Origin of the sequence: Mycobacterium simulans, from assembly GCF_900232995.1 — a bacterium.
In the GTDB taxonomy this organism is placed as follows: domain Bacteria; phylum Actinomycetota; class Actinomycetes; order Mycobacteriales; family Mycobacteriaceae; genus Mycobacterium; species Mycobacterium simulans.
This window is the reverse complement of record NZ_OCVX01000003.1, coordinates 1772634-1799239: the sequence shown is the minus strand read 5'-3', so window position 1 is coordinate 1799239 and position 26606 is coordinate 1772634. Positions and strand designations below refer to the sequence as shown.

Annotated in this window: 15 protein-coding genes, 1 pseudogene and 1 riboswitch; of the genes and pseudogenes, 9 read left to right on the top strand and 7 right to left on the bottom strand. The window is 64.5% G+C overall.

Going from position 1 to position 26606, the window contains the following annotated elements; genetic code table 11:
* Positions 1–60 precede the first annotated feature (60 nt).
* A riboswitch (cobalamin riboswitch) is annotated at positions 61–237 on the bottom strand.
* Positions 238–254: 17 nt separating this feature from the next.
* On the bottom strand, positions 255–1490 hold the full coding sequence (locus MSIMFI_RS08945) for a YibE/F family protein (RefSeq protein WP_191496941.1): 1236 nt from the start codon (positions 1488–1490) through the stop codon (positions 255–257).
* Between the two features lie 143 nt (positions 1491–1633).
* Between MSIMFI_RS08945 and MSIMFI_RS08940 the strand changes: the two genes are divergently transcribed.
* Entirely contained in the window at positions 1634–1888 is a 255-nt protein-coding gene (locus MSIMFI_RS08940; protein ID WP_186244934.1) for a type B 50S ribosomal protein L31, read from the top strand.
* A 3-nt stretch (positions 1889–1891) separates the two neighbouring features.
* The gene (locus MSIMFI_RS08935; RefSeq protein ID WP_224770124.1) at positions 1892–3031 is read left to right on the top strand and encodes a GTP-binding protein; all 1140 of its coding nucleotides are present in this window, start codon (positions 1892–1894) and stop codon (positions 3029–3031) included.
* A gap of 41 nt (positions 3032–3072) precedes the next feature.
* On the opposite strand, the pseudogene MSIMFI_RS08930 reads toward MSIMFI_RS08935, so the two are convergent.
* Positions 3073–4010 (bottom strand): annotated as a pseudogene (locus tag MSIMFI_RS08930) (GTP-binding protein).
* A 121-nt stretch (positions 4011–4131) separates the two neighbouring features.
* Between MSIMFI_RS08930 and rpmB the strand changes: the two are divergent.
* From rpmB to rpsR, 4 genes are read left to right on the top strand one after another with little or no spacing between them, the layout of a single operon-like run.
* A complete protein-coding gene (rpmB, locus tag MSIMFI_RS08925) occupies positions 4132–4368 on the top strand; it encodes a 50S ribosomal protein L28 (RefSeq protein WP_191496940.1) in 237 nt (78 codons plus the stop codon).
* A complete protein-coding gene (rpmG, locus tag MSIMFI_RS08920) occupies positions 4368–4532 on the top strand; it encodes a 50S ribosomal protein L33 (RefSeq protein WP_068275540.1) in 165 nt (54 codons plus the stop codon). The genes rpmB and rpmG overlap by 1 nt, the downstream gene beginning before the upstream one ends.
* Positions 4533–4535: 3 nt before the next feature.
* Positions 4536–4841 (top strand): 30S ribosomal protein S14, encoded by a 306-nt coding sequence (rpsN, locus tag MSIMFI_RS08915; protein WP_186244937.1) that lies wholly within the window; start codon positions 4536–4538, stop codon positions 4839–4841.
* Positions 4838–5137 carry a 30S ribosomal protein S18 gene (gene rpsR / locus MSIMFI_RS08910; RefSeq protein WP_191496939.1) on the top strand — a complete coding sequence of 100 codons (300 nt, stop codon included), beginning with the start codon at positions 4838–4840 and terminating at the stop codon, positions 5135–5137. The genes rpsN and rpsR overlap by 4 nt, the downstream gene beginning before the upstream one ends.
* 427 nt (positions 5138–5564) lie before the next feature.
* Here rpsR and MSIMFI_RS08905 read toward each other — a convergent pair whose 3' ends face one another.
* A complete protein-coding gene (locus MSIMFI_RS08905; protein ID WP_186244939.1) occupies positions 5565–6299 on the bottom strand; it encodes a class I SAM-dependent methyltransferase in 735 nt (244 codons plus the stop codon).
* Between the two features lie 191 nt (positions 6300–6490).
* Here MSIMFI_RS08905 and MSIMFI_RS08900 point away from each other — a divergent pair, with 191 nt between their 5' ends.
* Complete coding sequence (locus tag MSIMFI_RS08900) at positions 6491–7009, top strand: Fur family transcriptional regulator (RefSeq protein WP_191496938.1); 519 nt, start codon at positions 6491–6493, stop codon at positions 7007–7009.
* A 19-nt stretch (positions 7010–7028) separates the two neighbouring features.
* Here the strand turns inward: MSIMFI_RS08900 and MSIMFI_RS08895 are convergent, their stop codons facing one another.
* The 4 genes from MSIMFI_RS08895 to gjpA form a co-directional block, all read right to left on the bottom strand.
* Entirely contained in the window at positions 7029–8501 is a 1473-nt protein-coding gene (locus MSIMFI_RS08895; RefSeq protein ID WP_191496937.1) for a PPE family protein, read from the bottom strand.
* Between the two features lie 176 nt (positions 8502–8677).
* Positions 8678–9373 (bottom strand): GAP family protein, encoded by a 696-nt coding sequence (locus MSIMFI_RS08890; protein WP_191498093.1) that lies wholly within the window; start codon positions 9371–9373, stop codon positions 8678–8680.
* Between the two features lie 109 nt (positions 9374–9482).
* Positions 9483–10307 (bottom strand): class I SAM-dependent methyltransferase, encoded by an 825-nt coding sequence (locus MSIMFI_RS08885; RefSeq protein WP_186244941.1) that lies wholly within the window; start codon positions 10305–10307, stop codon positions 9483–9485.
* Between the two features lie 88 nt (positions 10308–10395).
* The gene (gene gjpA / locus MSIMFI_RS08880; protein ID WP_191496936.1) at positions 10396–11637 is read right to left on the bottom strand and encodes an outer membrane porin GjpA; all 1242 of its coding nucleotides are present in this window, start codon (positions 11635–11637) and stop codon (positions 10396–10398) included.
* A 318-nt stretch (positions 11638–11955) separates the two neighbouring features.
* Here gjpA and MSIMFI_RS08875 point away from each other — a divergent pair, with 318 nt between their 5' ends.
* Positions 11956–21135, top strand: coding sequence for a non-ribosomal peptide synthetase (locus MSIMFI_RS08875; protein ID WP_191496935.1), 9180 nt, complete (start codon positions 11956–11958; stop codon positions 21133–21135).
* Complete coding sequence (locus MSIMFI_RS08870) at positions 21132–26606, top strand: non-ribosomal peptide synthetase (RefSeq protein WP_191496934.1); 5475 nt, start codon at positions 21132–21134, stop codon at positions 26604–26606. The genes MSIMFI_RS08875 and MSIMFI_RS08870 overlap by 4 nt, the downstream gene beginning before the upstream one ends.

Here is a 26606-nt window from a genome sequence, read left to right as displayed (position 1 = left end):
GCTGGACGAAAAGGGCAGCGTCATAACGGATCAGCTCTCTCCGGAGTGCTCCGCCCCGGGCTAGCAGGACACGATGACGTGAGTCTCCTGGCTCTCGGATCGCTGCTCGCCTCGCCTTCCAGCCAATGGCCGTGGCTTGTGAGGGTCGCTCCCCGATGACAGTGGCGGGACCGCGCCGGATTCGCACCGGCTTCCTGCAACATCATCGCCGTACGGACGAGATTGTTGCATACGCTTGCGCCCGGGGTAACAGATCAGTCCGTAGACGACCCGGCGGATTTGACCAGCAGCGCCGCGATGGCCGTCGTCAGCGGCACCGACAGTGCCAGCGCGATGCCTCCAACCGCTGACCGCGCGATCTCGATTGCCACGCTCTCACTGATCAGCACGTCGCCCAGCGATCGATTGGCGACGCTGAAAAGCAACAGCAGCGGCAGCGAACTGCCGGCATAGGCAAGCACCAGCGTGTACACGGTGCTGGCGATGTGATCACGTCCGACGCGAATGGCGCCCAGGAAAATCGCGCGCCGGGATGCGTTGGCGCCCAGGTGCGCGAGCTCGAACACCGTGGACGCCTGTGTCACGGTGACGTCGTTGAGCACGCCCAGCGACCCGATGATGAAGCCGGCGAGCAGCAAGCCGCTGATCGAAACGTTGCCCAAATACGCCGAGACCGCCGAGCCTTGTTCATCCGACAATCCGGTGAGATGCACCAGATCGATTGCCGCCCAAGATAATCCCGCGGCCAGCAGCAACGACGACAGGGTGCCCAGCAGGGCCGCACTCGTCCGCAGGCTCACCCCGTGCGCGAGGTAGATCACCGCGAACAGGATAGTCGCCGAGGCCACCAGCGCCGCCGGGATGGCCGGTGCCCCGTCCCGAAGCGCGGGCTGCAGAAAACCCACCAACACGCCGAAGGCAACCAGAAGTCCGACCAGAGCCAGCAGCCCGCGCCAGCGTGCCACCCCAACGATCACCACCGCGAACGCCAACGCGAGTCCCACGAGCGGCCAGCGACGCTCGAAGTCGTAAAACGCGTAGGTGGTCGTGCCTTGTGCGTCGACCTGGCGGACGACACGGATGCGATCACCCGCCGCAAGTTCCGGCTGACCAGGGCCAGGGGTGAACTCCAGCAAGGTGTTGGCGTCGGCGTTCGGCCCGGAATCGATTGCAACGAGCGCCAATACGCAGCGCCCAGCGCCTGGGGTTGCGGGCATCGGCGCGGTGGTCAGCACCTGGCCGGCCGACGGACTGCCGCAGTCGTCCAAGGCGCTGGATAGCACGTGCCCACCCTCGGTCGTCACCGCGCCACCGGACGCGTTCTGAAACGGCATGGGGATTTCGACGTGCTGCCGACTGGGCCACAGCCATGCCGCACCGGCTATCACGGTCCCACCGATCACGGCCAGCAGCCCGACGACGATCTTGGCGGGTAGCGGCGCGAGCCATGACCGTTCTGACGACAGGCTGTGGGAATGAGAGTGGGTCACCGCATCACGGTAGAGGCCGCCGCGCGCCAAACGACAATCATTTTCAAAAAGAGCGCATCCCGAGGTATGGTTTCATCATTAATGAAAATGATTTTCAATAACAGCACGCCCTAGTTCCATGTGACGTACGGAGGAGAACAACGATGAAACCGGGCATCCACCCCGACTACCATCCCGTGGTGTTCCAGGACGCCACCACCGGAAAGGCGTTCCTGACGCGTTCGACACTTACCAGTTCGCGCACCATCGAGTGGGAAACGCCCACGGGCACGGAAACATACCCCCTGATCGTGGTGGAAGTAACTGCGGACTCGCATCCGTTCTGGACTGGTACCCGTCGCCTGGTCGACTCGGCTGGACAGGTGGAAAAGTTCCGCCGTCGCTACGGAGGTCGATGACCGGTGGCGTCCGTCCCCGCGCGACTACCCGTCACCGTGCTATCCGGCTTCCTTGGCGCCGGCAAGACAACATTGCTCAATCACATGCTGGCCAATCGGGACGGACGCCGCGTGGCGGTGATAGTCAACGACATGAGCGAGGTCAACATCGATGCGGCTCTGATCGCCGGCCAGGGCCATCTCGATCGGACCACTGAGACACTCGTCGAGCTAACCAACGGCTGTATTTGTTGCACGTTGCGTCAGGACCTCCTCGAGACGGTGGGACGGCTGGCCAGCCGGAATCGATTCGACAACTTGGTCATCGAATCGACGGGGATCTCCGAGCCGATGCCGGTTGCCGCGACGTTCTCCTGGGAATTCGAGGACGGTTCCAGCCTGGGCGAGGTCGCCGCGCTGGACACCATGGTTACCGTCGTGGACGCCTCGACGTTCCTGCCCGAACTCGTCCGGGGCGACGCGCTGGCAGACCGCCGATTGGCGGCCGCCGAGGGCGACGCTCGCAGCATCGCCGACTTGCTCGTCGACCAGGTGGAATTCGCGGATGTCTTGCTGCTCAATAAGACTGACCTGGTCAGTGACACCGCTGCGAACACCACTGAGGCGATGCTTCGCAAGCTCAACCCGACGGCGAGGCTCTTGCGCACCGTCGATGGCAAGGTCGATCTCAGCGAAGTCCTCGATACCGGTCTATTCGACCCATTGGCAGCAGAACAGGTCCCGGGCTGGGACGAGGAGATCGCCGAGGGCCACACTCCGGAGACCGAGGAGTACGGCATCAGCAGCTTCACCTTTCGCGCCGATCGCCCGTTTCATCCGCAACGATTGGGCTCGGTCCTCGAGCAGATGCGAGGACTGCTGCGCAGCAAGGGTTTCTGCTGGATCGCGAGCCGCCCTGGGATCGTGGCGATCTGGTCACAAGCCGGGCCGAACCTGGTGATCGAGCCCGCCCAGTACTGGTCGACGACGGATATGCCGCCCGGGCAGGAGATCGTGTTCATCGGCATTCGGCTCGACCGCGCCCGGGTGCAGCGGCTGCTCGCGTCGGCCTTATTGACCGACGCCGAATTCTCGTCAGGGCAACGTGATTGGCTGAGATACCCAGACCCGTTACCGGCGTGGCAGACTGCCCACAGCCACTGACAGCGCACGGCAGGCGCGGATCATCGACATCGCGCCGACTGCTAGCGCTCACCGTTTTGGGCGTGCTGGGCAGGTATGTCCTCACGGGTATCGGCACCGGCTTCGCCGAAATCGTCGCGCCAGTCGCCGAACGGATTGGCATACCGGCTCCATTCTTCGGGGCAGCCAAGCTCGTCGTCGGTGAGCAGCGCGCCGTCCAGCGCATCCAATATTTCGTCGGCGTGCGCGCTATAGACCAGGACGGTCATCGCCGTGTGCCGATCGCCATGCAACGGGTCCCACCTCAGCTGCGCCAGGGCGCGCCGTTCGTCGTCGACACCGGCCAACTCGGCGGCGGTCATGCTGGCCAGCCATTTGCCCGCGGAACTGGCCCGCCAACCTCGATGCGGTCGGCGCCCACGCATATGCGTGCCCGCGGTGCCAACCGCCGCAGCACGGCGGCCACGACGGGCTCCGCTTCGGCGAGAGCGGCGACGTCGGCGAATTCTGCCTGTCCGACCACTACCTGCGCCTCGGTGCGTCCGTCGTCGAGCTGGGCATCACCGAGCGCTTGGCGCAGCCAATGCGATGGATCGACACATGTCACCACCGCGGCGATCGAAACATCAAGGGCGGCAGGTCCATCGACGTAACCTGGCGCCACGCGTAGCCGGACCTGATCGATGGGCAAGCAGATGGGTTCGGGTTCCAGCCACGGCGCCAGGTGCACCACGATGCGGTCGACGTCATCGCGGCGGCTCAGTTGACGCAACAGCAGGAGCAGGTCGTTGCGGATGGTGCAGGACACGCATCCGTGTGCGAGTTCGATGCCGGTCTCCGCCGTCGTCAACACCCCGTGCTGGAGAGTCACCGTCGTCCGGCGTACCACGTGACCGTCGAAACGATGCTCGACGACCAGCGTTCCCGGGGTGCGTAACAACGCTCCCACGACCGGATCGGTGTCCCTCTGACCGGCAACCAGGATCACAGGTGTCCGCATCACGCCCCTTATCGACAATCATTTTCATTTAATGCGTCCTTACGGTACCGTCTCGCACAGGAACTTGTCGAAAACGGTTTTCAATAAGCATCAAGGACTACCTGCGCCAGGAGGTTGCTCAGTGTCTGCTCGTTGTCAGGTCACCGGTCGGGAACCTGGGTTTGGCAATGCGGTGTCGCACTCGTACCGCAGGACTCGTCGGCGTTGGTCACCCAATATCCAGCTCAAGACGTATTACCTGCCTTCGGAAAGCCGCAGGATCCGGCTGCGGGTCAGCGCCAAGGGCATCAAGGTCATCGACCGTGATGGTATCGAGGCAGTCGTTGCTCGATTGCGGCGCGACGGGCAGCGCATCTGATGGCGCGCAACGAGATTCGCCCCATCGTCAAACTGCGCTCCACCGCCGGCACCGGTTACACGTACATCACCCGCAAGAACCGTCGCAACGACCCTGACCGGCTGGTGCTGCGCAAGTACGACCCGGTGATCCGCCGCCACGTTGATTTTCGAGAGGAGCGTTGAAGCGTGGCCAAGAAATCCAAGGTCGTCAAGAACGAGCGTCGCCGCGCGGTGGTGGCTCGTTACGCTGAACGCCGCGCCGAACTCAAGCAGATCATTCGCTCGCAGTCGAGCACTAGCGCACAGCGGATTGCCGCCCAGCGCGAGCTGATGCGCCAGCCCAGGGATGCCAGCGCGGTGCGCGTGCGCAACCGCGACGCGGTCGACGGGCGCCCGCGGGGGCATTTGCGCAAGTTCGGACTGTCCAGGGTGCGGGTGCGCGAACTGGCGCACGCGGGGCAACTGCCCGGCCTACGTAAGGCCAGCTGGTGAAGCCCAGGAAATCGCGGCGTCCCGCTCGCGGCGCCCAACTCGGCGCCAGACCGGCGAAGAAAAACCTGTTCGATAGCCTCGGGGTCACCGCGGTCGACTACAAGGACACCGCCGCCCTGCGCGTGTTCATCTCCGAGCGCGGCAAGATCCGCTCCCGCCACGTAACCGGCCTCACTGTCCAACAACAGCGGCGGGTTTCGACGGCGATCAAGAACGCCCGCGAAATGGCTTTGCTGCCCTACCCCGGACAGGACATCGGAGGCCGAGGCAAGACCCACCAAGGCCCTGCGCGTTGACTGCCCCGCGCTGCACTGACCGTCCATTCACCGTCATCGTCTGCAATGCCTGTGCGACTGCGAGTGCGTTGTCGGTGATCGACGAATTACTTCCGACCATCCGACGATGCCCACACGCCATGCTCGTGTCGGCTGCATGCATGCTCGGACCACTTACCTGCGCATCCCGGCCGTCGGGCTGTGGCGTCATGGCTGTGCTGCAGCCGTGCACCCGGGACCGGCTGGCGTGCGGACCGCCCCGGTGGATCGGCCCCATCATCGGCGATGGTGACACGGCTGCCCTGCGGGATTGGCTCGAACTCGGCCAATGGGAAAGTACGCCGCTACCAAGGCAACTCGACGGGCATCAGCGCTGGGCCCACCGCGTCCGCCGAACCAATTGAGCAACGACCGCAGCGCTGACAGTACCGGCGCTCTCGCCCTGCGGTTACCGCGGCTGTAGCAGACCGATAATCGGGTGCAGTTGCTGGAATTCCATATCGTGCGCTTCGGCTTCTTGTGCGAGCTCCGCGAGTCCGACGGTGTGCCACGTGTGATCGGTGGTGAAGTCCGTGATGACCTTGTCTTCTTCGCTGACGACGTAGCGCATCGTCCAAAGTTCGGCGTCGGGACCGGCGGGTTGGCCGGATATCCGTACCTCGTTGTGGCGGTTGCCGATACGCTGCTGGGCGATTGTCATCTCAGGTAGTGCTATCGGTTGGTCGATGGCCATCACCTCGACGACAACCGGTGCCCGCGGCGTGAGCCGTGGCCGCAGCATCTCCCAGAATCGGCGCCGTGATGGCTTGTCGAGATACCCGATGACGCCGAAAAGCACTGCGGCGCCGATCCGTTCGGGAAGATCGATATTCTCGACGTGATCGGGGTGTACGGTCACCCGATCAATGAGGTCGCCGCGGCCAAGAAGGCGTGAAACCAGCGCGGCCCGCATCGCGGCCGAAGGCTCGACCGCGTGGATCGCAACGTCGGGGACGGTATCTGCGATGGTGATCGTCGACAGTCCGGTGCCTGCCCCAATATCGAGCACGGGCTCGGTGATTTCGCCGCCTGCGGCCAGTGCCGATATCAACACGCCGCGCTTCATCTCCCAGTGCGGCAGGGCCATTACTTCGTAGAATTCCGCCGATCGAGCGTAAGGGTCGACTTCGGTGGTGGTGGTCATTGTTGCAAAGTCTCCAATCTTTGCCGTTGTCGCGCAATGTCTCGAGCCGTGGTGGTGAGGGCCTCCGAAATCGCTGTCGTTAGCCAGAGTGGGGCCATGATTCGCGTAAGCCGCCGCGGGGGATAGCGCGGGATACAACAACATGTTTCAGGTTCGACCCGACTCCTGCTGACAACGGTTATCATTTTCACATGGTCGAGCCCCATGCTCAAGTCCTCACTTCCCCGACACGAGCCGTCCCCAAGATCAGTCCGCCAGACAGATCCGAACCGTCCGTTAAGGAGCTACCTTCGGTGCCCGCGCCAGCGGTAGGACAACGACGTCGCAGCACTGTCCGGCGCCAAGCCGTTCTCGACGCCCTGAGAACCAGCGATAACTTTCGCAGCGCTCGCCAGCTCTACGTCGAAATGTGCCAGCAGCAGGATGCGATTCGCGTCGCATTGACCACCATTTACCGGATTCTTCATGCATTAGCCGACGAGCGTATTGCCGAAGCTCAGCGCGCCGAAGATGGCGAGATTCTCTACCGCTTACGCGTTGGAACCGAACATCAGCACTATCTACTGTGCCGACGTTGCGGCCGGGCAGTTGCGTTCACCCCGACCGAACTCGAAGAACGCACCAGCGAACTCACCGCTCGATACCACTACACCGACGTCGCGCATCACATCGATATCTACGGGACCTGCCCCCGATGTCTGAGCGACTGAGGCTTGCACGACCCGATCATCACCGCCAAGAATCCTCGGGCCCAACAGAATCCGCCGATTCTTCGCCATGGTAGCTCTCCCAGGTATGCGGCAACATCGGCGCCCTCGGTCCAGCACCGTAATCATCAGCGATAGTGACCAACCCTTCCGGGCGGATCGCGTCGGCCCTCGACAGCGTCCCGCTGAAACCTAACGACTCCGCACCACGGTTCGAGGCAACGGTCGCGGTAGCGGCGCTGTCCGGCGGAGCAGCAACGCTGGTATCCATGTCTATCCACTCGTCGGCGTAGTCTCTGGCCACCGTCCGTCGCCGTCGCCGCGATCGCTGCTGCGTTGAGGCCTGGGCCGGAGCCGCGGCGGCCGCGGCGACATCGGCCGGCACCGCCATCCCCGTACCACGATCGATCAGCGTCGGACCTCCGCCCCCATCCGGCCCCCCGAATACCACATAGTCGAACCCGCCGATACCTCCCGTCTGCGCCGACGAAGCCGGCGTGGACGCGGGCGACGATCCGGGAGTCGACGCGCCCGAGGCGGCGGGCGCGCCAGGCCCAGGCGCCGCGACCGACGATGCGATGCCCAGAACTTGCCCAGGATGCGACACAACAGATTCCGGAAGCTCCCCGCCGACCGGTACCTGCCCCAGCCGAGATAAGCCCGCGAGTCCGGCCAATCCCCCAAGACCGCCCAGGCCCGCCAATGGCAGAAACGGAGTAATCAACAGCGCCACGGGCGAAAAGAACACTGCGTCGAAGACGACCTCGAAAGCCAACGCCAACACCACCGCCCAAAGGCTCGCCAGCGACGGACTCTCCAAGAAGGCGATCAGCGCCTCGAAGATGCGGAGCGGGCTCTGCACGCCGAACAACCAATCGATCAGCGCCTCGACGAACTTCTCCCAGTCGGCGATGATGCCCCCCAGGGAAAAGTCGGATGCGGCCAACGGGCCTTCGGATTTCAGCACCGGCGGGGCCGCACCGGTTGCCGGCACCGCCGCCACGGCCGCCGCGGAAACCGCCTCATAGATGCTCATGATCGTGGCGGCCTGAATCCACATCCGCAGGTAGTCGGCCTCGTTGAGCGCGATCGGAATGGTGTTGATCCCAAAGAAATTCGTCACCACCAACACCGCATGGGTGGCGTGGTTGGCGGCCAGCTCACCCAGGGTGGGCATCGCCGCCAGCGCGGCGATGTAGGCACCGGCCTGGATCTCGTGCTGTATAGCCGCAGCCGCCGCGTTTGCGGCCGCCTGGACTAACCAAACCACATACGGCGCATGGGCGGCCGCATACGACTCCGAGCTCGGGCCCTGCCACGCGCCGGCCCGCACAGCGGCCACCAGCGCCGACAATTCGTCGGCCACCTCGGCGTACTGCACGCTCAACGAATTCCACGCCCCCGCGGCCGCCAGCAACGGGCCGGGCCCGGGGCCACTACTCAGCAACGCCGAGTGAACCTCGGGCGGCGACCCCATCCAGACCGGCGCCGTCACCGCGCACCGCCCATCGACTCCGACGACAACACTCGACGGGGATCGGCCAGTGTCATGATTCGGCGAGCGATCGGCACCTGCGATCCAGCGTTAATGAAAATGATGTTCATTTGTACGACAAAATAGTCGCTGGATACAGCAAATGAAAGTCATTTTCAGTAGAGGTACCTGTGGGTTTACCAGAGGCTATGACTGTGCAGAAACGCATCGATCACCAGCGCGGCTCCGGTCACCAGACACAATGCGCGCACCCATCTGGGGCCATACCGGGTAATCACGCGCACGAGACCACGTTGGAGACGCTGTGCGCGTGCTGTTCGCCTAGTTGCCAGGAAGAGCACAAGCAGAGGTGGCCACAGCTCGATGACGCAATACGCAACCACCATCAGGGGCCACACCGCCGGCCAGACCGAAGGCTGGGGATGATGCGTGCTGAGCATGGCGAGGGCGGCCAAATACACCACGTCGGTTGCCGCCTGGCCGAAACCGAGGGTTGCCCCGGCACCGGCAAACAGCCACGGACGCCGCCGCATAACCGTGAACGCCCATCGCGGCGACGCTTTCTGCGTAGCCGACGGATAACACGCGATGCAGGCGAGAATCGCACCAACTATCAGCTCGCCGCGATAGCGGGTCGCGGGGGTCAGTTTGAAGGCGGTGAGCTCGGTAACGAAGGTCACACCCATTGCTACGGTGATGCCAACAGCCGCCGTCGCCGCGAACAGGCCCGCAACGAAACTCAGCCCGCCAGGCAGCGGAGAACGGCGGTGCAGGCGACTGTCATAGACGATCGCCGAGGGGGCGCCGAGGTTGAGGACGTTGAAAGATTCGACGAACGCCAGCCCCGACAACGTCATTAGTAGCGCTAGCATCCGGCCACAGCGAGATCCGGAAACCTCCTCGGCCAGAAGCGCTTTGAGCACGTCCGTAACGAGCGCGAATCGCCCGGTGTACAAAAGGGCGGCGCGCAGGCTGCGCGTTTCAGTGCGGCTCCCCGAGTTTGAACAAGTTGAACTTATAGGTGTTGACCATCGACGGCACCAGGCGTGCCAGCAGCCGCATGCCGTAACGGCGTTGCGGTGGCCAGCTTTTGGCGATCTCGGATTGCGGAGTAGCCAGCGTTCTGGTGTCGAGCAGCTCCAGCCCGCAGGACTCAAGGTCGCGCGGATCCTCGCAGATCCATCGCAGCCGAGCCTTCACCTGCGCCAGCGATCGGTTGCGGTCCTGGTTAGCGACCATCCGCTCGCCCGCGGTGTCGAAGGCGATCAATGCACCCGGGAATCGTTGCGAGAGCTGGGCGAGAACACGACGCGCGTCATCGCCGCTGAAATAGAGCAGGACGGCTTCGCTAAGGAACAAATAGGGTCCTGGGGAGCCGGCCACCACGTCGAACCACTCGGTGTCGAGCACCGAGCAGCCGAGCATTTTGCACCGCTCGCTGTCGCGAAAAAACCGGCGGCGCAACGCAATAACGTCGGGAAGGTCGAGGTCAAACCAGTGGACTTGGCCGTTGTCGAGGCGGTCGAACCTGGTGTTCAGCCCGGTGCCAAGTTCGACGACGGTTCCAGCGGGATAGTTGCGTAGGAATTGCGCGGCCCAGCCGTCAAAGATCGATGATCGATACACCGAGCCCGACAGGGAAGAACCGCCGAATCGGGTGAACTCGTAGTCGATCGCGTCGACGAGTTCGCGTGCCCGCCGGTCATCCAGCACCGGACGACGTGCGACGGCGTCACAGGCTCGGGCGTAGAGCGGGATCAGCAACGTTTCCTGGATTTCGCCCAGGTCCGGCACGGTCCCGCTCATCAAGCCACCTTCCATGAACCCAGTTCGCACCAGTAGTCAACCATCCGCGACTACCCGCGATGGTCGGCCCTACCCGACTTGTGTCGCGCTAGGCTGCCGGCGGCGGCTGCAGGTTGCCGCCCAGTGCATGCCCGATGATGCTGATCAGTCCCGCTGTTGCACCGATCGGGCCCACCGGGGCCGGGGCGATCGTCAGGCTGCCGTTGAATTCGTCACTCGCGTAGGCGAGATGCACACCCAAGGAGTTGAAGAGGGAGCCGCCGACGCCGTCGTACATCGGGCCGCTGGCTCCTGTTACCACCTGACCCGGGCTGAACAGCCCGCCGAAGCCGAGGCTGAGGCCGGTGAGCGTCTCGGCGCCCCCCGTGCCCGAAGAGACGAACGGGTTGATCACTGGTGCCAGCGCGTCGAGGTTCAAGGTTGCACCGTTGAAGAAAGCGTCGACGACGTCGGCGGGCGTGTTGATCAGGCCATAAAGCGCCGCCGTTGGATTTCCACCGGTGAGGTCGGCGAATACATTCCCCATGCTGTTGAGTAGCGCTACGCCGGGACTGACGAACGGACCTACCGCGCCCATCAGCACACCACTCATCGGTGACGCGGCGAGATTGACGACACCCGTTAGCAGCAGACCCTCCAGGCCTCCCGTGGGACTGAACTCCTCGGTGTTGCCAAGCAGAGCCTCGTACAACTGGACGTGTGCGTCATTGATGGGAATCGGATCGCTGCCATCCGCCTGGATGAACTCGGTGATACCACCGAGGGTGTGTTGCGTCACGGCCGACGTGAGGTCGTTGGGCGCGCCGATCAGTGCTACGGACTGCGCCGCATTCTGCAGATTGCCGAGAAGCGTTGTGGGATTGGCGATTGCAGCCGAGACGCCGCCGGACACAGTGTTCAGGGCCTGCTGGGAGGCGCCGAACACCTTCTGGGCATTCTGTGAGGTGGTGGTGAAGACCTGCTGCCACCGGGTTATCGGGTCGACACTGGCGGCCGCGGCAGCGGGTGCACCGGACGTAGCCTTTCCGCCCAGCAGCGTCTGCTGAGCGTTGGCGACCTCGGCACTCGCGTAGGCACCCACGCTCGAGTTCATAACGTCGACGAACTGCGTATGAAACGTCTGCGCCGCAGAGCTGAGCGCCTGAAATTCCTCGCCGAATTCACCGAACATCGACGCAATCGCGATCGACACCTCGTCGGCAGCCGCAGCCGCAATCCCGGTGGTGGGACCCGAAACGGTCGCGGTGGCCTCGGCCAGCGACGAGCCAATACCGGCTAAACGCTCGGCCGCACCGTGCATCAGCTCCGGTGTTGCGATCACAAACGGCATATCCGACTCTCCTCGACTCCCCTAGGACGATGACGACCGACAAACAAGCATTTCGGCTCGCCGGTGAGCGGCGAACCACCTGCTGCATCCGAAGCTTCCCGGCGAGCTCGCTGCTAGCGAGACTCGAGCGGAACCCGCGGTGCACTCGTTCGAAGACACTTCTTGTTGAAAACGATTTTCATGTTATAAATTGCATCCGGAGCTACCGCTTGTCAACCCCCCAGGCGGAGAAGCGTCACGGACTTGACTGCGGTGGAGATCGAACGGACCAACGCCGATCAATTCGCCTGCGCCGACCAGGATCAGAGGAGCAGATGCATGGTGCTTACGGCGACGGGGGCACCGAACTCCTGGGGCCACAGCGAAGAGTTTCGCAATAATCCGCTCGGGGCGCCGGCGGCGGATCGACGCATTACCGACTTGGTCGCCGAGTGGGCCGAGCGACGCCCCGATGCGGTTGCGCTTCGCATGGTCGATATGGCCGAAACGGATGTCTGGACGTATCGGCGGCTGTGGGACCGGGTGTGCCAGATCCGAGACGGTGCCTTTTCCGATCTGCCGTTGGGCTCGCGTGTGGTGATGGCCAAGACCGGCGACGCGGACTACGTGGCTGGGTTCCTCGCCGCGCTGGAAGCCGGAATCATCCCGGTTCCGCTGTTTCTGCCCTCCGCCGATGCCCCGCAACGGTTTCTCCGACGGGCCGAACACATACTGCGCGATTGTGCACCGTCGGCCGTCTATACCAGCGCCGACCTTGTCGATGTGCTGGCACACGATTCGGCGCTAGGCGGACTTATCCTCAGGACGCCGGACTCCGCTGCCGATGGCTCGCCGCGACCGCCCACCGACGTGGCACCCAACGTGGAACGAGTCGCGTTTTTGCAGTACTCCTCGGGCTCCACCGGGGAGCCGAAGGGGATCATCAATACCCATCAGACAATCTTGAGCCAGCTCACCATCGCCAGGGCGATGTGGAACCAGCCCGAGAAGATACATACGGTCAGCTGGCTTCCCCTGTACCACGACATGGGCATCTTCTGGGGGGCCATGTTGGCCCTGGTCACCGGCGGGATTGCCACCCTCATCCCGCCCTTCGATTTTGTGCGCAACCCGCGCATTTGGCTCGAGTCCGTCCACGAAGCACGTGGAAACTGGATTGCCGGGCCAGATTTCGGCTATCGGCTCTGCGTCGACGCGTTCGACGACGCGACGCTCCAATCTCTCGACCTGTCCTGTCTGCACTTGGCCACGAATGGCGCAGAGCCCGTACGGGCCTCCACCCTGCGCGACTTCACGGAAAAGTTTGGCGCAGCCCGCTTGCGAGCCGAAGTCATGGCACCGCAGTACGGACTGGCCGAGGCGGGCCTGGGAGTTACTGGGACCGTCAACCCGCGGCCCTGGGTGCAGAGAGACTTCGATGCCGAGCAACTCAACCACGGCCGGGCGGTCGAAGTCAGCGTTCCCGTGGCAGGGCGACGCACGCGGACGCTAGTTAGTTGCGGCGACACCACATTCCAATGGGACGTGCGCATCGTGGATCCGCAACGGCAACTCGTCTTGCCCGACGGCGAGGTCGGCGAGATCTGGGTCGGCGGAACGGGACTGCCGCAAGGATATTGGGGTCGGCCGGAGCTCACTGCCGAAATATTCGGCGCCACGACCGCGGACGGCATGGGGCCCTACCTGCGTACCGGTGACGCGGGGTTCCGCAGCGACGGCGAACTGTACATCTGCGGACGTTACCGAGACCTGATCATCGTTGGCGGCGGCAACTACTTCCCTAACGACATCGAATTGACCGTCGAAGAGACACCGTGCGGAGTCGACAGCGGCGGCGCGTGCGCCGTCCAGCCTGAGGCATCCCACACATGGTGGCTGGTCCTAGAAACTTCCGTGACCGCGGCCGAAGACCTCGGCGACTTAAGTCGGGTGTTGCGCCGCCGGATCCTGGCGGTACACCAGACCGCACCGGAGCGCATCATTTGGGTGCGTCCCCGCGTACTACCCCGAACGACGTCCGGGAAAATCCGGCGTCGCAAGGCGCTTGAAATGCTCAATGCCGCGAAATTCGATGTGGTCCACGAGGTTTCGACTTGGCATGAACCCTCAAGAGCCGAATCTCCGGCGACCGATCTAGCTGAATTCGTCGCGGGGCTCCTCGGAGTTGGGGTCGACAGCCTCGCAACGGACGCCGATCTAACCGCGCTGGGCTTAACCTCGATGATGTCCGCACAGGTTGTCGAATGGTCCGCGGCGCGGGGTCGGCAACTGGACTTCGCCGAACTGTACGCCGAGCCGACGCTGGCTAATTGGCAGCGGCGCTACGACTGTGCCCCACCGACCCGGACCCGCGACCCTGGAACGACCGAATCCGACATACCAACGACAGCACTGCAACGTGCGTACTGGGTCGGCCGTGATCCAGAACAACCGCTCGGCGGGGTGGGTTGCCAAACGTACTTTGAACTCTGCGGCGCCACCATCGACCCGGATCGGCTTGATGCCGCCCTCGACGCGCTGGCGCGTCGACACCCGATGCTCCGCAGCGTGTTTCCCGACGCTGGCCGATGTCGCATCGCACCCGAGAACATCCACCCGCGGGTGCGGGTCCACGATCTGTCCGCTGCTGGCGCCGCCGCGCACGCCCCGCATCTCGACGAGGTTCGCGCCAGGCTGCGCACCCATCGATTCGATGTCGAAACCGGAGACACCTGGCGGGTCGAACTCACCCGCCTGCCCGAGGGGTGCATCCTGCATTTCGCAGTTGATCTGATGATCGCCGACCTGACCAGCATCGGCATATTGCTGCATGATCTGGCCGCACTGTACCGCGGTGACGAACTTCCCTCCGTGACAACGAGGTTCAGCGATGCTGCCCGCACGGCCCCCACGGCGTCAATGGATGCCGTCGAACGGCTCCCCGAAGGCCCGCAGTTGCCTATGGCCGACGAACGCGTTATCGAGTTCCGCCGTCAGCAGCACACCTTGGGCGCCACCGCGCTGGCAGCCCTCGACGATTCCTGCCGCACCCACGGCGTCACTCGGGCCGCGGTCTTCCTGGCCGCCTATGCCCTTGTGCTGCAACGCTGGAGCAGCACCGACGACTTTCTGATCAATGTGACGACATTCGGCCGGCCACCGGGCGCCTCGGACGTGATCGGCGATTTCACCAAGACACACCTCTACCGGGCCGTTTTCGACGCCGCGATCGGGTTTGCCGACCAGGCGCGGGGCGCGCAGCGCGGCCTGCGTGCCACGCTCCGCGGACCCGAATCCACCGATCTGCTTGCAGCCCAGCTGTATAACGGCACCGGGCATAGTGGAATCGCACCGGTCGTGTTCACGTACGCGGCGGACACGCCTGTGCTGCAGCAACGGGATGCCGAAACGCTCGGCACCGTCGGCGTGGTGGCCTCGATGACTCCTCAGGTGATCATCGACAACCAGATGGGCGCCCTCGGCGACAACCTGATCGTGTCGTGGGATTATCGGGCAAGCTGCTTTCCGCCCGGTGTCGTCGCAGACATGTTTGGCGCCTACGTCGGTCTGCTGGAGAGTCTGGGCGCCCACGATTGGTCCACTCCCGCAACGATCGATCTGCCGCAGCATTCAGAACTGATTCGCCAGCAACGCAACGCCACCACAGCGCCGCGGCCGGAAGGCCTCCTTTACGACGCGTTCCAGAAGCAGGTGCAGCGCGATCCCTCCCGAATCGCGCTGCGCTGGGCGGCCGACGAGTACGTCGACCAACCCCACGGTGACCCAATCGCGGCCGCGAATTCCGCGCTGTCCTACGGCGCTCTCGACACATACGCGCGCCGCGTCGCCGGCGCGCTGGCTGAGCGGCACGCTGCGGGCTCGATCATCGGGATACAGCTGCCCAAAGGACCCGCTCAAGTCGTCGCCGCTTTCGGCGTCTTGATGGCGGGGTGCAGCTACCTCCCAGTTGGGGTGGATCAGCCGGACGACCGATTTGCTCGCATCTGCGCCCTATCCGGGATGTCGGGGTTGATTCGGTCGAAGCACTTGGAGCACAACGCGATTGCAGACCCTATCGTGCACGACATCGATTCGATGATCCAGTGTGCTCCGGCGGAGCCGATTCGGGTAGACCCCGACAACACCGCGTACGTGATCTACACTTCCGGCTCTACCGGAGAGCCCAAGGGTGTGCTGGTTTCCCATGCCACAGCCCTGAACACGATCGTCGACGTGAACCGCCGCAACGAGGTTGGCCCCGCCGACTCGCTGCTGGCAGTGTCGGCACTTGACTTCGACCTCAGCGTCTACGATATTTTTGGCCCACTCGGCACTGGCGCTAGCGTGGTAACGCTCTCGGAGCAGTCGCGCCGCGACGCATTTCGCTGGAACGCCTTGATCACCGAATTTGGCGTGACGATCTGGGATTCCGTTCCGGCGTTGCTGGACATGTTGCTGATCGCGGCCGGAGAGAACGACGGCGCACTGCCGAGCTTGCGGTCGGTGTTTCTCTCCGGCGACTGGATTCCGCTGGATATGCCGCGGCGACTACACCGCGCCGCACCGCAGGCACGTCTGGTTGCGATGGGTGGGGCGACGGAAGCCGCGATCTGGTCCAACGAGTTCGTCCTGGCAGCAAATGTCGACGTCGACCCCGAATGGGTGTCGGTACCATACGGATACCCGCTGTCCAACCAAATGTTTCGGGTTGTCGACAACCTTGGCCAGGACTGCCCTGACTACGTGGCGGGCGAGCTGTGGATCGGTGGCGCGGGTGTGGCGCAGGGCTATCACAACGCACCCGAGCTGACCGCCGAGCGGTTTCTCGAGGACGAGGCGGGCTGTCGCTGGTACCGAACCGGCGATCTCGGGTGCTACTGGCACGACGGCACGTTGCAGTTCCTGGGTCGCCTCGACTCGCAAGTCAAAATCGGTGGCCACCGAGTCGAGTGCGGTGAGATCGAACACGTTTTGCGCGGGCATGCCCTAGTCGACAGCGCAGCGGTGGTGCCGGTCTATGACAGCACAGCGCTGGGAGCCGTGATTGTCCGGCATCGCGGCGCCGGCGAACTCACCGACTCCGAAGCGGCGCAGCTACGCAAGTACCTGGCAACTCGCTTGCCGCAGTACATGATTCCGAAATGGTTTAGCTGTCGAGCCGAGCTGCCGCTCACCGGAAACGGCAAGGTCGACCGCAGTCAGGCCGCCAACGACGTGGAGACGTTCGCGCGAGCCGCGGCAACCCGGCAATCGGGCACCGAGCTGAGCCCGGTCGAGCAGCTAGTCGCCGATGTCTGGTCCGCCGTACTCGGTGTGCCGATCACCAGCCGAGACGACAACTTCTTCGCGCACGGTGGTGACAGTCTGCGCGCAACACAGGTGACCGCGCAGCTGAAACGCAGCGGCGTCTTTGGCGCGGAGGTCAGCCAACTGCTCGGCCGCCAGACCCTCGGCGAATTCAGCTCGGTCTGCATTCTGGGTGAGCTTGCAGACGACCCGCTTGTTCCGACCGTCGAACCGATGCAGTACGACACGGAGTTTCCGCTGAGCCGTCTGCAGCAGGCGTACGTGCTCGGCAGTTCAGGGCTACACGGAAGCACGCGGGCTCCAACGTATTTCGCTATTGTCCTGGCCGCGATCGCCCCACCGGGCAGCATCGACCTGAACCGCTTCTTAGCTGTCGTCAGGCGATGTGTCGACGAATTCGCCGCCCTACGTTGTGTACTGGATTCCGACACCGGCCAGCGCGTACACGACATCGCCGCCGAGGTGCCCGTCCACGTTGTCGACGCCGCCGCTCCGGACGCGTTGATGCGACACATGGCAGACGCACCGTTCGATCCGCGGGCGGTTCCGGTCATCCAGTGTTTTGCCCCAGCCGACTCATCACGGTATGTCGGTCTGCTGCTCAACTACTTGAGCCTGGACGCCCGCAGCCTGGCCACCGTCATCGCGACGATCATCGCCGACTACCAGCAGACCCCCCGGCTGCGACCGGTTGATCCCAGCGCCGATGTCTTTGCCCGCTTTGTCATCGAAAGCCGTTGCAACGAGCAGGGTTTCAGTGCGGTCAGCCCACCGCCGGCATTGCCGCTCAGCGGCCAACGCGTCGACCCGACTGCCCGGGTCGGCTTCGCACGGTCGAGCTTCACGCTGCCCGACGACGCATTCCGCGGCCTGCGCGATCGGGCATCGCGGTTGCACGTCACTCCTACCGCGCTGATCTTCGAAGCATTCGCCGATGCCCTGCATTCGATCGGCGCCGGTGACCGCTTCGCGGTCGTGGTTCCCGCATCCCACCGGCCAAGTTACGCGCCCGCCGACCGCGAGGTGCTCGGTAACTTCACCCGACTGGCGCTGTGTAACACCGACTACGGCCTCGTGCGACCCGGCTCGCCGGAGGCGGTCACCGCTGCGCAGGAGCAGCTATGGGGTGCGATCGGAACTGACGGCGATGCCACCGGACAGCTCGCCGCGATGCGTTCGGCCGGCAACGCTGGCTACCCGGTCGTATTCACCAGCACGCTCGGCCTGGCCCCACAGGGACAAGCGGAGTTGTCGAGTGTCCGCACACTGACCCAAACCCCCGGTGTGTGGTTGGACTGCCAAGTCGAGGATGACGCGGGCGGCGCACGGATCAGCTGGGACGTGGCTGGCGGCGTTATCGCCGACGAACCACTGGCGGTGGCGTTTTCGCACTTTGAGCGCGCGGTGCGCCGTCATGCCGGACAGATCGAAGAGTTGCCGCGAATCGGCGAATCCGACTGGGCTAGTGCGGTACTCGCCGACGCCGCCCGTCTCTGCGAAACCGTGCGGATCCGCCCCGAGTACGCAGAACTGGTGCGGCGCTGGCAGCAACAGCCTTTGGTGACCGGTCATGACACCGCCCGCGCGGCTCACAGGTTGGCCGATATCGTCGCCGGAACGGCGTCGCCGCGGACGCTGATCGGCGACCCACAGCTTGCCCCCGAGGCGCTGTTGCTCGCCGAAGGGCGGCTGCAGTGGGCGCTCGACGATCTCAGCGAACGCATCTTCGAGCATTCACGAGCGATCGGCAGGCGGTTGCGGATCATCGAGGTCGGCTCCCGGACCGGACTCATCACCCAGCGGCTCAGCGGCCTGGTTGGCGCGGTCGTCGATGAATACCTGTGCTTCGAGCCAAACCCTGTCTTGGCCGAAATTGCCGCTGGACGGCCCGCTAAAACGGTTATCCGTCAGGTCAATTCAGCCGAGCAGCTGGACACAGTGGCCGATGTCGTGGTCTGTTGCGGGTCACTGCACCAGCTGGCCGAGGCGGGAGCGGCGCTCGAGGCACTCACAGTGGCCGATCGCGGCTGGCTGTGGGTGGCCGAGATCTGCGAGCTCACCTCGGCCACGCTGGCCAGCGCCGCCGTTCTGAACCCCGGTCTACTTTCACCCGGGTCGTTGCCGGCGGCCGACCAGTGGTGGCGGTTCATCGCACAACACGGCTGGCAGCCCATGCAGATGACGCAGGACGGTCCGGGCCTGGCGATCATTGCCCATCGACAGCACCGGGCCACCCCACCGCCAGCCGCGCCCGGCACTCACACCCCACCGCCTTCGGCGGCCCCCGAGCGAACCTCCAGCGCCGACGCATCGGTGCTGGCCACGATTGCCGAAATATGGCAACGACACCTGAACATTGCGGGGCACACCGTACCCACCGCGTCCGACGATTTTTTCCAGCTCGGCGGTGACAGTCTGGTGGCGACCCGGGTCTACGCCGATCTGCGGGCCGCCGGCTTCGGTCGACTGGCCCTGGTCGACCTGTTCAACTACCCATTGCTGGGCGAGCTCGCGGCGCATGCCGGCGTGCCCACCGCGCCGCAGCCCACGCCAGCTGCGCATCGGACGGTGACCCAACCCCACCCACATGACGAAGCCGAGTTCCCACTCACCGTCGTCCAGCACGCGTATCTTGCGGGTCGCGAAGGCGGGTTCATGCTGGGCGGCGTTGCCGCACATTGCTATTTCGAGTTCGAGTTGAGCGATTTCGACCACGACAGGTTCGATGCGGCCGCGCGGCAACTCATCCAGCACCATCCAGGACTGCGCAGCACCGTGACAACCAAGGTCGACGGTGACGAACCTCCGCGGCTTTGCGCCCTCGTACACCCGGCGCCGATCGAACCCATAGTCTCCGACTACCCCGACGTGCGAGCGCGGATGCGCGATCAGGTTATCGACCTGACGACGCGGCCCGGAATCGACTTCGGGGTGCAGCTCTGTGCTGCGGGTCGCGCCGTCATCGGGATCAGCATGGACAACGTCATGCTCGACGGCACCAGCATGATGATCGCCCTTGCGCAGCTGGACCATCTCTACCGGGGCGGCAGTCTGGACGAATTGCCACCTTTGCGAACGACTTTCGGGAACTACGTGCGTAACCACCCGGAATTGTGGCCGGGTACGGACGAGTCTGCGCTGCCGCAGCTTGCCGCGAGCCGCGACTACTGGCGCGCACGCCTGCCCTCGCTGCCGCCGACACCACAGCTGGCCCCGACGCAGGTGCTACTGGATATCGACAAACCGGTGTTCGATCGAGCAGAAGCCGTTATTGCACAAGACGACTGGACAAGGATCCTGCAGTCGTGTCGAGCCGAGAGGGTCACCGCGGCCTCGTTTCTGCTGGCTCACTACGCACGAGTGCTGGCTAGTTGGGCTGGCACAGCGGACTTCTGCGTCAATGTCACTCTCTTCGACCGGGATCCCGACGTCCCCGGGATCGAGGACGTCATTGGTGATTTCACGTCGTTGCTGCTGTTGGAATGTCGCGTCGATACGACCGTGTCGATCTGGGAACAGGCACGTCGACTGCAGCGGCAGCTGATCCCCGACCTGCCCCACCGCACCGCCGATGCGGTATGGCTGCAGCGCGAACTACTGCGTCACCACGGCCAGCCGGCAAACGCCTTCTTCCCGGTGGTCTTCACCAGCGGGCTCGGACTCGCCGATGCGTCGCGCGGATCCTCGGCCGAGCTGGGCTCGTTGGTGTTCGGTCTCTCGCAGACCCCCCAGACGGTGCTGGACTTCCAGATGTGGGAAAACGCCGGGTCGTTGTCGTTGTCATGGGACTTTGTCACGCAGGCGATTACCCCCGAGGTCGCACGGCGCCACCTCGACGCGATGCTGCACGCGATGGTCTCCACGGTCGGATCACCCGCGCATTCCGCGCAGCACGATGCCCCGGCCACCGATGAACTCGTCCAACGCGTCTCGATGATCTGCGCAGCAGCACTCGGCCTACCACGGGTCGAGCCCGGCCAGAATTTCTTCCAACTCGGCGGGGACTCGGTCGCCGCCACCAAGGTGGTGGAGCAGATCAATCGCGAGGTGACACCCACAGCGACGATGCGGCTGCTGTTCGAAAATCCGGTGATCGGCGACTTCGCTGAAAAGCTGGGAAAGCTAGGAAAGCTGGGACAGCTAGGAAAGCTAGGAGAGCTTCGAACGGCCGTCCCAGCCGAGGATGCCGAGATCGAAGAGGGCGTGTTGTGAACGCCGCCGCGCTGATCGACCAAGTGCGCCGCATCGGCGTGCAGCTCTGGGTCGACGGTGAGAACCTGCGTTTTCGGGCACCGCAAGGCATCTTGAGTGCGGATCTGAAAGCGCAACTGGTCGCGGCCAAGCCAGACATCATTGCGGAGCTGACCCGTGAGACGGAGGTGCTGCGGGCACCGCAGGACAGGTTCGAGCCGTTTCCGCTCACCGACGTTCAAGCCTCGTATTCGGTGGGGCGTACGTCGGCGTTCCGCTGGGGCGGGGTCGGCTGTCACGGCTATGCGGAGTTCGCCGTCGACCACGCAGTGACCAGACCGAGCGCCGACGCGTATCGGTCGGCGTGGCGCAAAGTCGTTGACGCCCATGACATGTTGCGCTGTGTCGTCCATCCCGACGGCTACCAAATTATCTGCCCCGACCTCGATGACGGACTGCAGCTCCACGAGAGCTCCGATCGTCGGCACATCGCTCGCGAGCGCGCGCGCGTAGCGGGCGAGCTGGCCAACCGCACCTACCCGCTGGGCGAAGGGCCGATGTATGACATCGTGGTCACGATCGGCCCGGATGACACCGTGGTGCACGTGTCGGTCGATCTGCTGATCGCCGACTTCGTCAGCATTTCCATCCTGATGACCGACTATGGGCAGTGTCTGCTCGATCCGGAATATTGTCCTCCCGCAGTAGATTTCAGCTTCCGTGACTACCTGTTGAACCTCACCCGCTACCGCTCCTCGAGCGCCGGGGCCCGTCGTCGGCAACGAGACCTGGACTACTGGCAGGCTCGCCTGGACCAGCTACCGCCGCCGATCGCGTTGCCGCTGCTGCCGATCGAGCTGAGCGGCTCACCCACCTTCTCGCGGCGGTCAATGCGCCTGCCGGCCCACCAGTTCACCGCCTTCAGCGCAGGTGCGACCGAGCGAGGTGCCACGGCCAGCGTGGCGATCACGGCGGCGTTCAGCACCGTCCTGGGCCGCTACGGTGACCGCGACCACTTTCTGCTGACCCTCACGACGATGGCGCGTCATCCCTTCACCCCAGAAGTCGGACGGCTCGTCGGGGACTTCACCGGTACCAGCCTGTTGGAAGTCGACGTCCGTGGGCAGCGCACCTTCGCCGAACTCCTGCGAGTGATCGGCACCCGCCTCTTCGACGACATGGACCATGCGTCCGTCAGCGGCGTGGATGTGGCGCGCATGCTGGCGCGCCATGACGAACACCGCGGCGAGCACTCGCCCGTGGTGCTCACCTCGACGTTGGGCTTTGGCACACAGGTGAAAGGCGCCGAAGCGTCTTTCCTGCGTCCCATCCCGGGCCGTGGACTAAGCCAGACCCCGCAGGTGCTGCTGGATTGCCAGGTATTCGAAATCGATGGTGCGTGTGAGATCAACTGGGACACCCGCGATGGGGTAATCAGCGATGCCGTACTCGATCGTGCGTTCGCCGACTTCCGTTGTGCGCTCGAGACGTTAAGCACCGACCCGCTGGCCTGGGACAGGCCGCTGCTGCCGACGCTGGCGCCCGACCCTACCCCAACGCTGGAAGAGCCGAACGCCCTGCTGCAGTCCGGGTTCCTGCATCATGCGACACAGATTCCGCGGGCGGCGGCGATCCGGCATGGTGACCGGTCCATCAGCTATGGGGAGTTGCTCGCCGCTGCAAACGCGGTCGCCATCGAGCTGTCGCGGGCCGGCGTCGGCCTCGGCGACTATGTCGGAATTCGCCTGCCAGAAGGCCCAAGTCAGGTTGCGGCGATCCTGGGCACCGTGCTGGTCGGCGCCGCCTACGTGCCGCTTGACGTGGAGTGGCCGGACCACCGGATCGCGCAGATCACCCAGCAGTGTTCGCTGGCGGTCTTGTGTGAACCGGCCGGGCGGGTCGACGAGCTGCTTGCCGATCCGGCAACCTGGACGCCAAACACCGCCGCCGCCACGTGCGGCGCGCCGGCAAGCCCCGACGACACGGCCTACGTGATCTTCACTTCGGGATCCACCGGAACTCCCAAGGGAGTCATGGTAAGTCACCGTGCCGCGATGAACACCGTGGACGACATCAACGACCGGCTGAACATCGGCGCGGCCGACTCGGTGCTGGCCGTATCGCAGCACACCTTCGATCTGTCGGTGTACAACATCTTCGGGATGCTCGCCGCCGGCGGCGCCATCGTATTCTCCGAAGGCACGGCACGCAACGATCCGCAGTCGTGGTTCCAGGCCATCTCGAAGCACCATGTCACCGTGTGGAATTCGGTTCCCGCGCAGATGCAATTGCTGCTGGAGTACGCCGACACCGAACCGCTGCCGACGCTAAGGCAGATCATGTTGTCGGGCGACTGGATTCCGGTGTCGCAGCCCAAGCAGATCGCGTCGATGGCACCTGGGGCCTCGATGCTCAGTCTCGGCGGTGCCACCGAGGCCGCGATCTGGTCCATCTGCCATCCCATGGACGCACGACTTTATGTGCGCAGCGTCCCCTACGGCACAGCGATGCGCAACCAGAGCGTCCATGTCCTGACCCACCGTGGTGAGCCCGCGGCGCCGTGGCAGGTCGGGGAGATACACATCGGCGGGGTGGGTCTCGCGCACGGATATCTCGGCGATCCGGCGCGCACCGCTTCGGCGTTCATCACCCATCCGGTGAGCGGCGAACGACTCTATCGCACTGGGGATTACGGTCGGGTTACCGATGACGGCGTGATCGAAATGCTGGGCCGCCGCGACAACCAGGTCAAGATTCGCGGTCACCGAATCGAATTGGCGGAGATTGATGCCGCCCTGTGCGGTATACCCGGCGTGCAGACCGCCATGAGCACCGTGCTCGGCCAGGTACCGCACGATCGGGCCATCGCGGCCGCGGTGGTCCCCGACGCCGCGAGCGATGAAGAGATGTCCGACCGTCGCCGTAGCACTGCGGCTGTCGGCGAGTCCATCGACCGAGCGCATCGCCGCTGTACCGCCGATCTTGACGTCGAGAGTTTGCTCCGGTTCGCTTCCGCCGCGCGGGCTACCGCGCTCGACAGCATGTGCGCGGCCCTGGGCACCGCGGCGCACCCAGGCGAGCGACTCACCGTCGACGAACTCGCTCGGCGACTGGCGCTGCCAGATCGGCTGCACCGCCTGTTGCGCCGCTGGATCGAGGTTCTCGCCGACGAGGGTCGGGTGAGTACGCACCCAGGATCGAGCCTGGAACTGCTGGCACACCAAGAACTTTCGGACTGCAACGTTGCGTGGCAGCAGGTGCGTCAGTTGGGCGCGGCCGTTGGCTATGGCGACGACTTGCTGGCCTACGTGGGTGAATGCATCCAGAACCTCCCCGGCCTCCTGGCCGGCACCGTCGATCCGCTCATGCTGCTGTTCCCGGAGGCAACCGTTGACATCGCGACGGCCGCCTACCGGGAAAACCTGCTCAGCAGGTACGTCAACCAGTTGGTGGTGTCCGCCGTCGCCGCACGCGCGGCCCGGGCAACACCGCAGCGACCGCTAAGGGTCTTAGAGGTCGGGGCAGGCGTCGGCGGCACCACCGCGGATCTGCTCGCCGCTCTGGCCACGAGCCACGTGCGCTACGTGTTCACCGATGTGTCGAATTTCTTTCTCGTCCAAGCCCGCCAGACGTTTTCCGACTACGATTTCGTCGACTACCGGCTGTTCGACATCAACCGGCCGCCCGCAGCACAGGGCTTCTCGCCATGCTCGTTCGATGTCGTCGTCTGCGCGAACGTGCTGCACAACGCGGTGAACATCGACGACACGCTCGTCATGCTGAACCGTCTCCTGGCACCCGGCGGATCGCTGGTCTTCATAGACGCCACCGCTATCAACCACCCGTTGATGATCTCTATGGAATTCAAGGAGGGCCTGCACGGGTTCACCGACGCCCGTGCGGGAACCAACTCGGCATTCCTTACCTATGCGCAATGGAATGCCGCGCTGGAACGGTCACCGTTCGGCGAGGTGCAAAGTTTCCCGCCGCCGGACTATCCGTTGGGACGGCTCGGTCAGCACGTCTTCTGCTGCGAGTCCGCAGCTACCGCGCAGTCGCTGTTGCCCGCGGAGTTGACCGAACGCGCCCGCCAGGTATTGCCGAGTTACATGGTCCCACAACAGCTCATCTGCATTCCAACTCTGCCGCTGACGACTAACGGCAAAATCGACCGCGCGTCGGTGACAGCCGAACTCGAGTCACTGCGCTCCGCGGCCCGTGCCGGTAGCAGTCATCTCGATGGGCAGTCAGGCAACCTGGACGACTTGCAAACCCGCATCGGAGAGATTTGGGCTGCCGTGCTCGGACTGGAGTCTGGCCACTCGCTGTCGCCTGGCTCAGATTTCTTCGCCATCGGCGGCGATTCCCTGTTGATGGCGCAGGCGATCGGCCGGATCCGCCGCGAAATCCCCGAAGCCGCCGGGCTGGCCTGGGACGATCTGCTTCGCGCGATGGTCTCCAATCCCACCCTGTTGGCCGCCGCTGATGCGGTGCGCGGCGGCCCGACAGAGTCTCGGCCGAACCTGTCCGACGGTGCCGGGATCGGTGCCGGGATCGGCTCGCCGCTGGTGTATCTCGGTACCGGCCAGGGCTTTACCCCGGCTACCGAGATCGCGATATGTGTGCACGACGGCAGCGGGGGGCTGGCTCCCTATGAGCAGTTGGTCCCACGCCTGCGTGACTCGGGTACCGGACTGCCCGAGTTGTATGGACTGCAACGGATTCCGGGCGACGGCTACTCCGGCATCGAACCAGCAGAGCTGTTCACCACCTTGGCGGCACGCTACAGCGCCCGCATCGTCGCCTTGTCGCCCAGCAAGGTTCATCTGCTCGGTTACTGCATGGGCGGTCTGCTCTCCGCCGAGATCGCGAAATGCCTGGAAGAGGCCGGCATCGAGGTCGGCACGGTGACCGTGGTCAGCTCCTACCGGGTCCCCATGGACGTCGAAGACGACGACGTTCTCGACTACTGCTTTGCCCAAATCCTGGGTGTGCAACCGGAAGTGCTCGGCATGCAGGTCGACGACGATGCGGTTCGTGGCGCGTTCACCCGCGCCAGGGAGCGTTATGCCGACGTGATACCGGCCGGTGCCCTACGCAGCATGGCCGAACCCGTGCTCGCAGCTTGCCTCGAGCGCAGCGCGGAAGCCGGCGACCCGCGGCTGAAGCTGCTGGCCGAATCAGGCGCCCTCGGCCAGTCGTGGGATGTCGAGTCGCTGCGCGAACTACGGTCGATCTTCGTGCACAGCCTGCGCGCCGTGGTGCACGGCGCCGCCGAGCCTTTCCTGGGCGACATTCACTTTCTGCGGCAACGCGGCGACATCCACTTCCTGCCGACACTCCAAGAGGACATGACCGCGTTCTGGGCGGACTATTGCCTGGGCACGTTGACCATCAGCGACATCGCAGGTACCCATTTCGACTGCCTGACAGGGGAAAACGCGCAATCCGTCGCCAAGCTGCTGGTGGACTCCTGGACCCAAAAGGCGTGA

Bases quoted from the DNA above. Each gene is read 5' to 3' on its own strand.
- MSIMFI_RS08940 (WP_186244934.1), top strand. From the start codon at position 1,634: ATGAAACCGGGCATCCACCCCGACTACCATCCCGTGGTGTTCCAGGAC.
- rpmG (WP_068275540.1), top strand. From the start codon at position 4,368: ATGGCGCGCAACGAGATTCGCCCCATCGTCAAACTGCGCTCCACCGCC.
- MSIMFI_RS08905 (WP_186244939.1), bottom strand. From the start codon at position 6,299: ATGACCACCACCACCGAAGTCGACCCTTACGCTCGATCGGCGGAATTC.
- MSIMFI_RS08900 (WP_191496938.1), top strand. From the start codon at position 6,491: ATGGTCGAGCCCCATGCTCAAGTCCTCACTTCCCCGACACGAGCCGTC.
- MSIMFI_RS08890 (WP_191498093.1), bottom strand. From the start codon at position 9,373: ATGCTAGCGCTACTAATGACGTTGTCGGGGCTGGCGTTCGTCGAATCT.
- MSIMFI_RS08885 (WP_186244941.1), bottom strand. From the start codon at position 10,307: ATGAGCGGGACCGTGCCGGACCTGGGCGAAATCCAGGAAACGTTGCTG.
- gjpA (WP_191496936.1), bottom strand. From the start codon at position 11,637: ATGCCGTTTGTGATCGCAACACCGGAGCTGATGCACGGTGCGGCCGAG.
- MSIMFI_RS08875 (WP_191496935.1), top strand. From the start codon at position 11,956: ATGGTGCTTACGGCGACGGGGGCACCGAACTCCTGGGGCCACAGCGAA.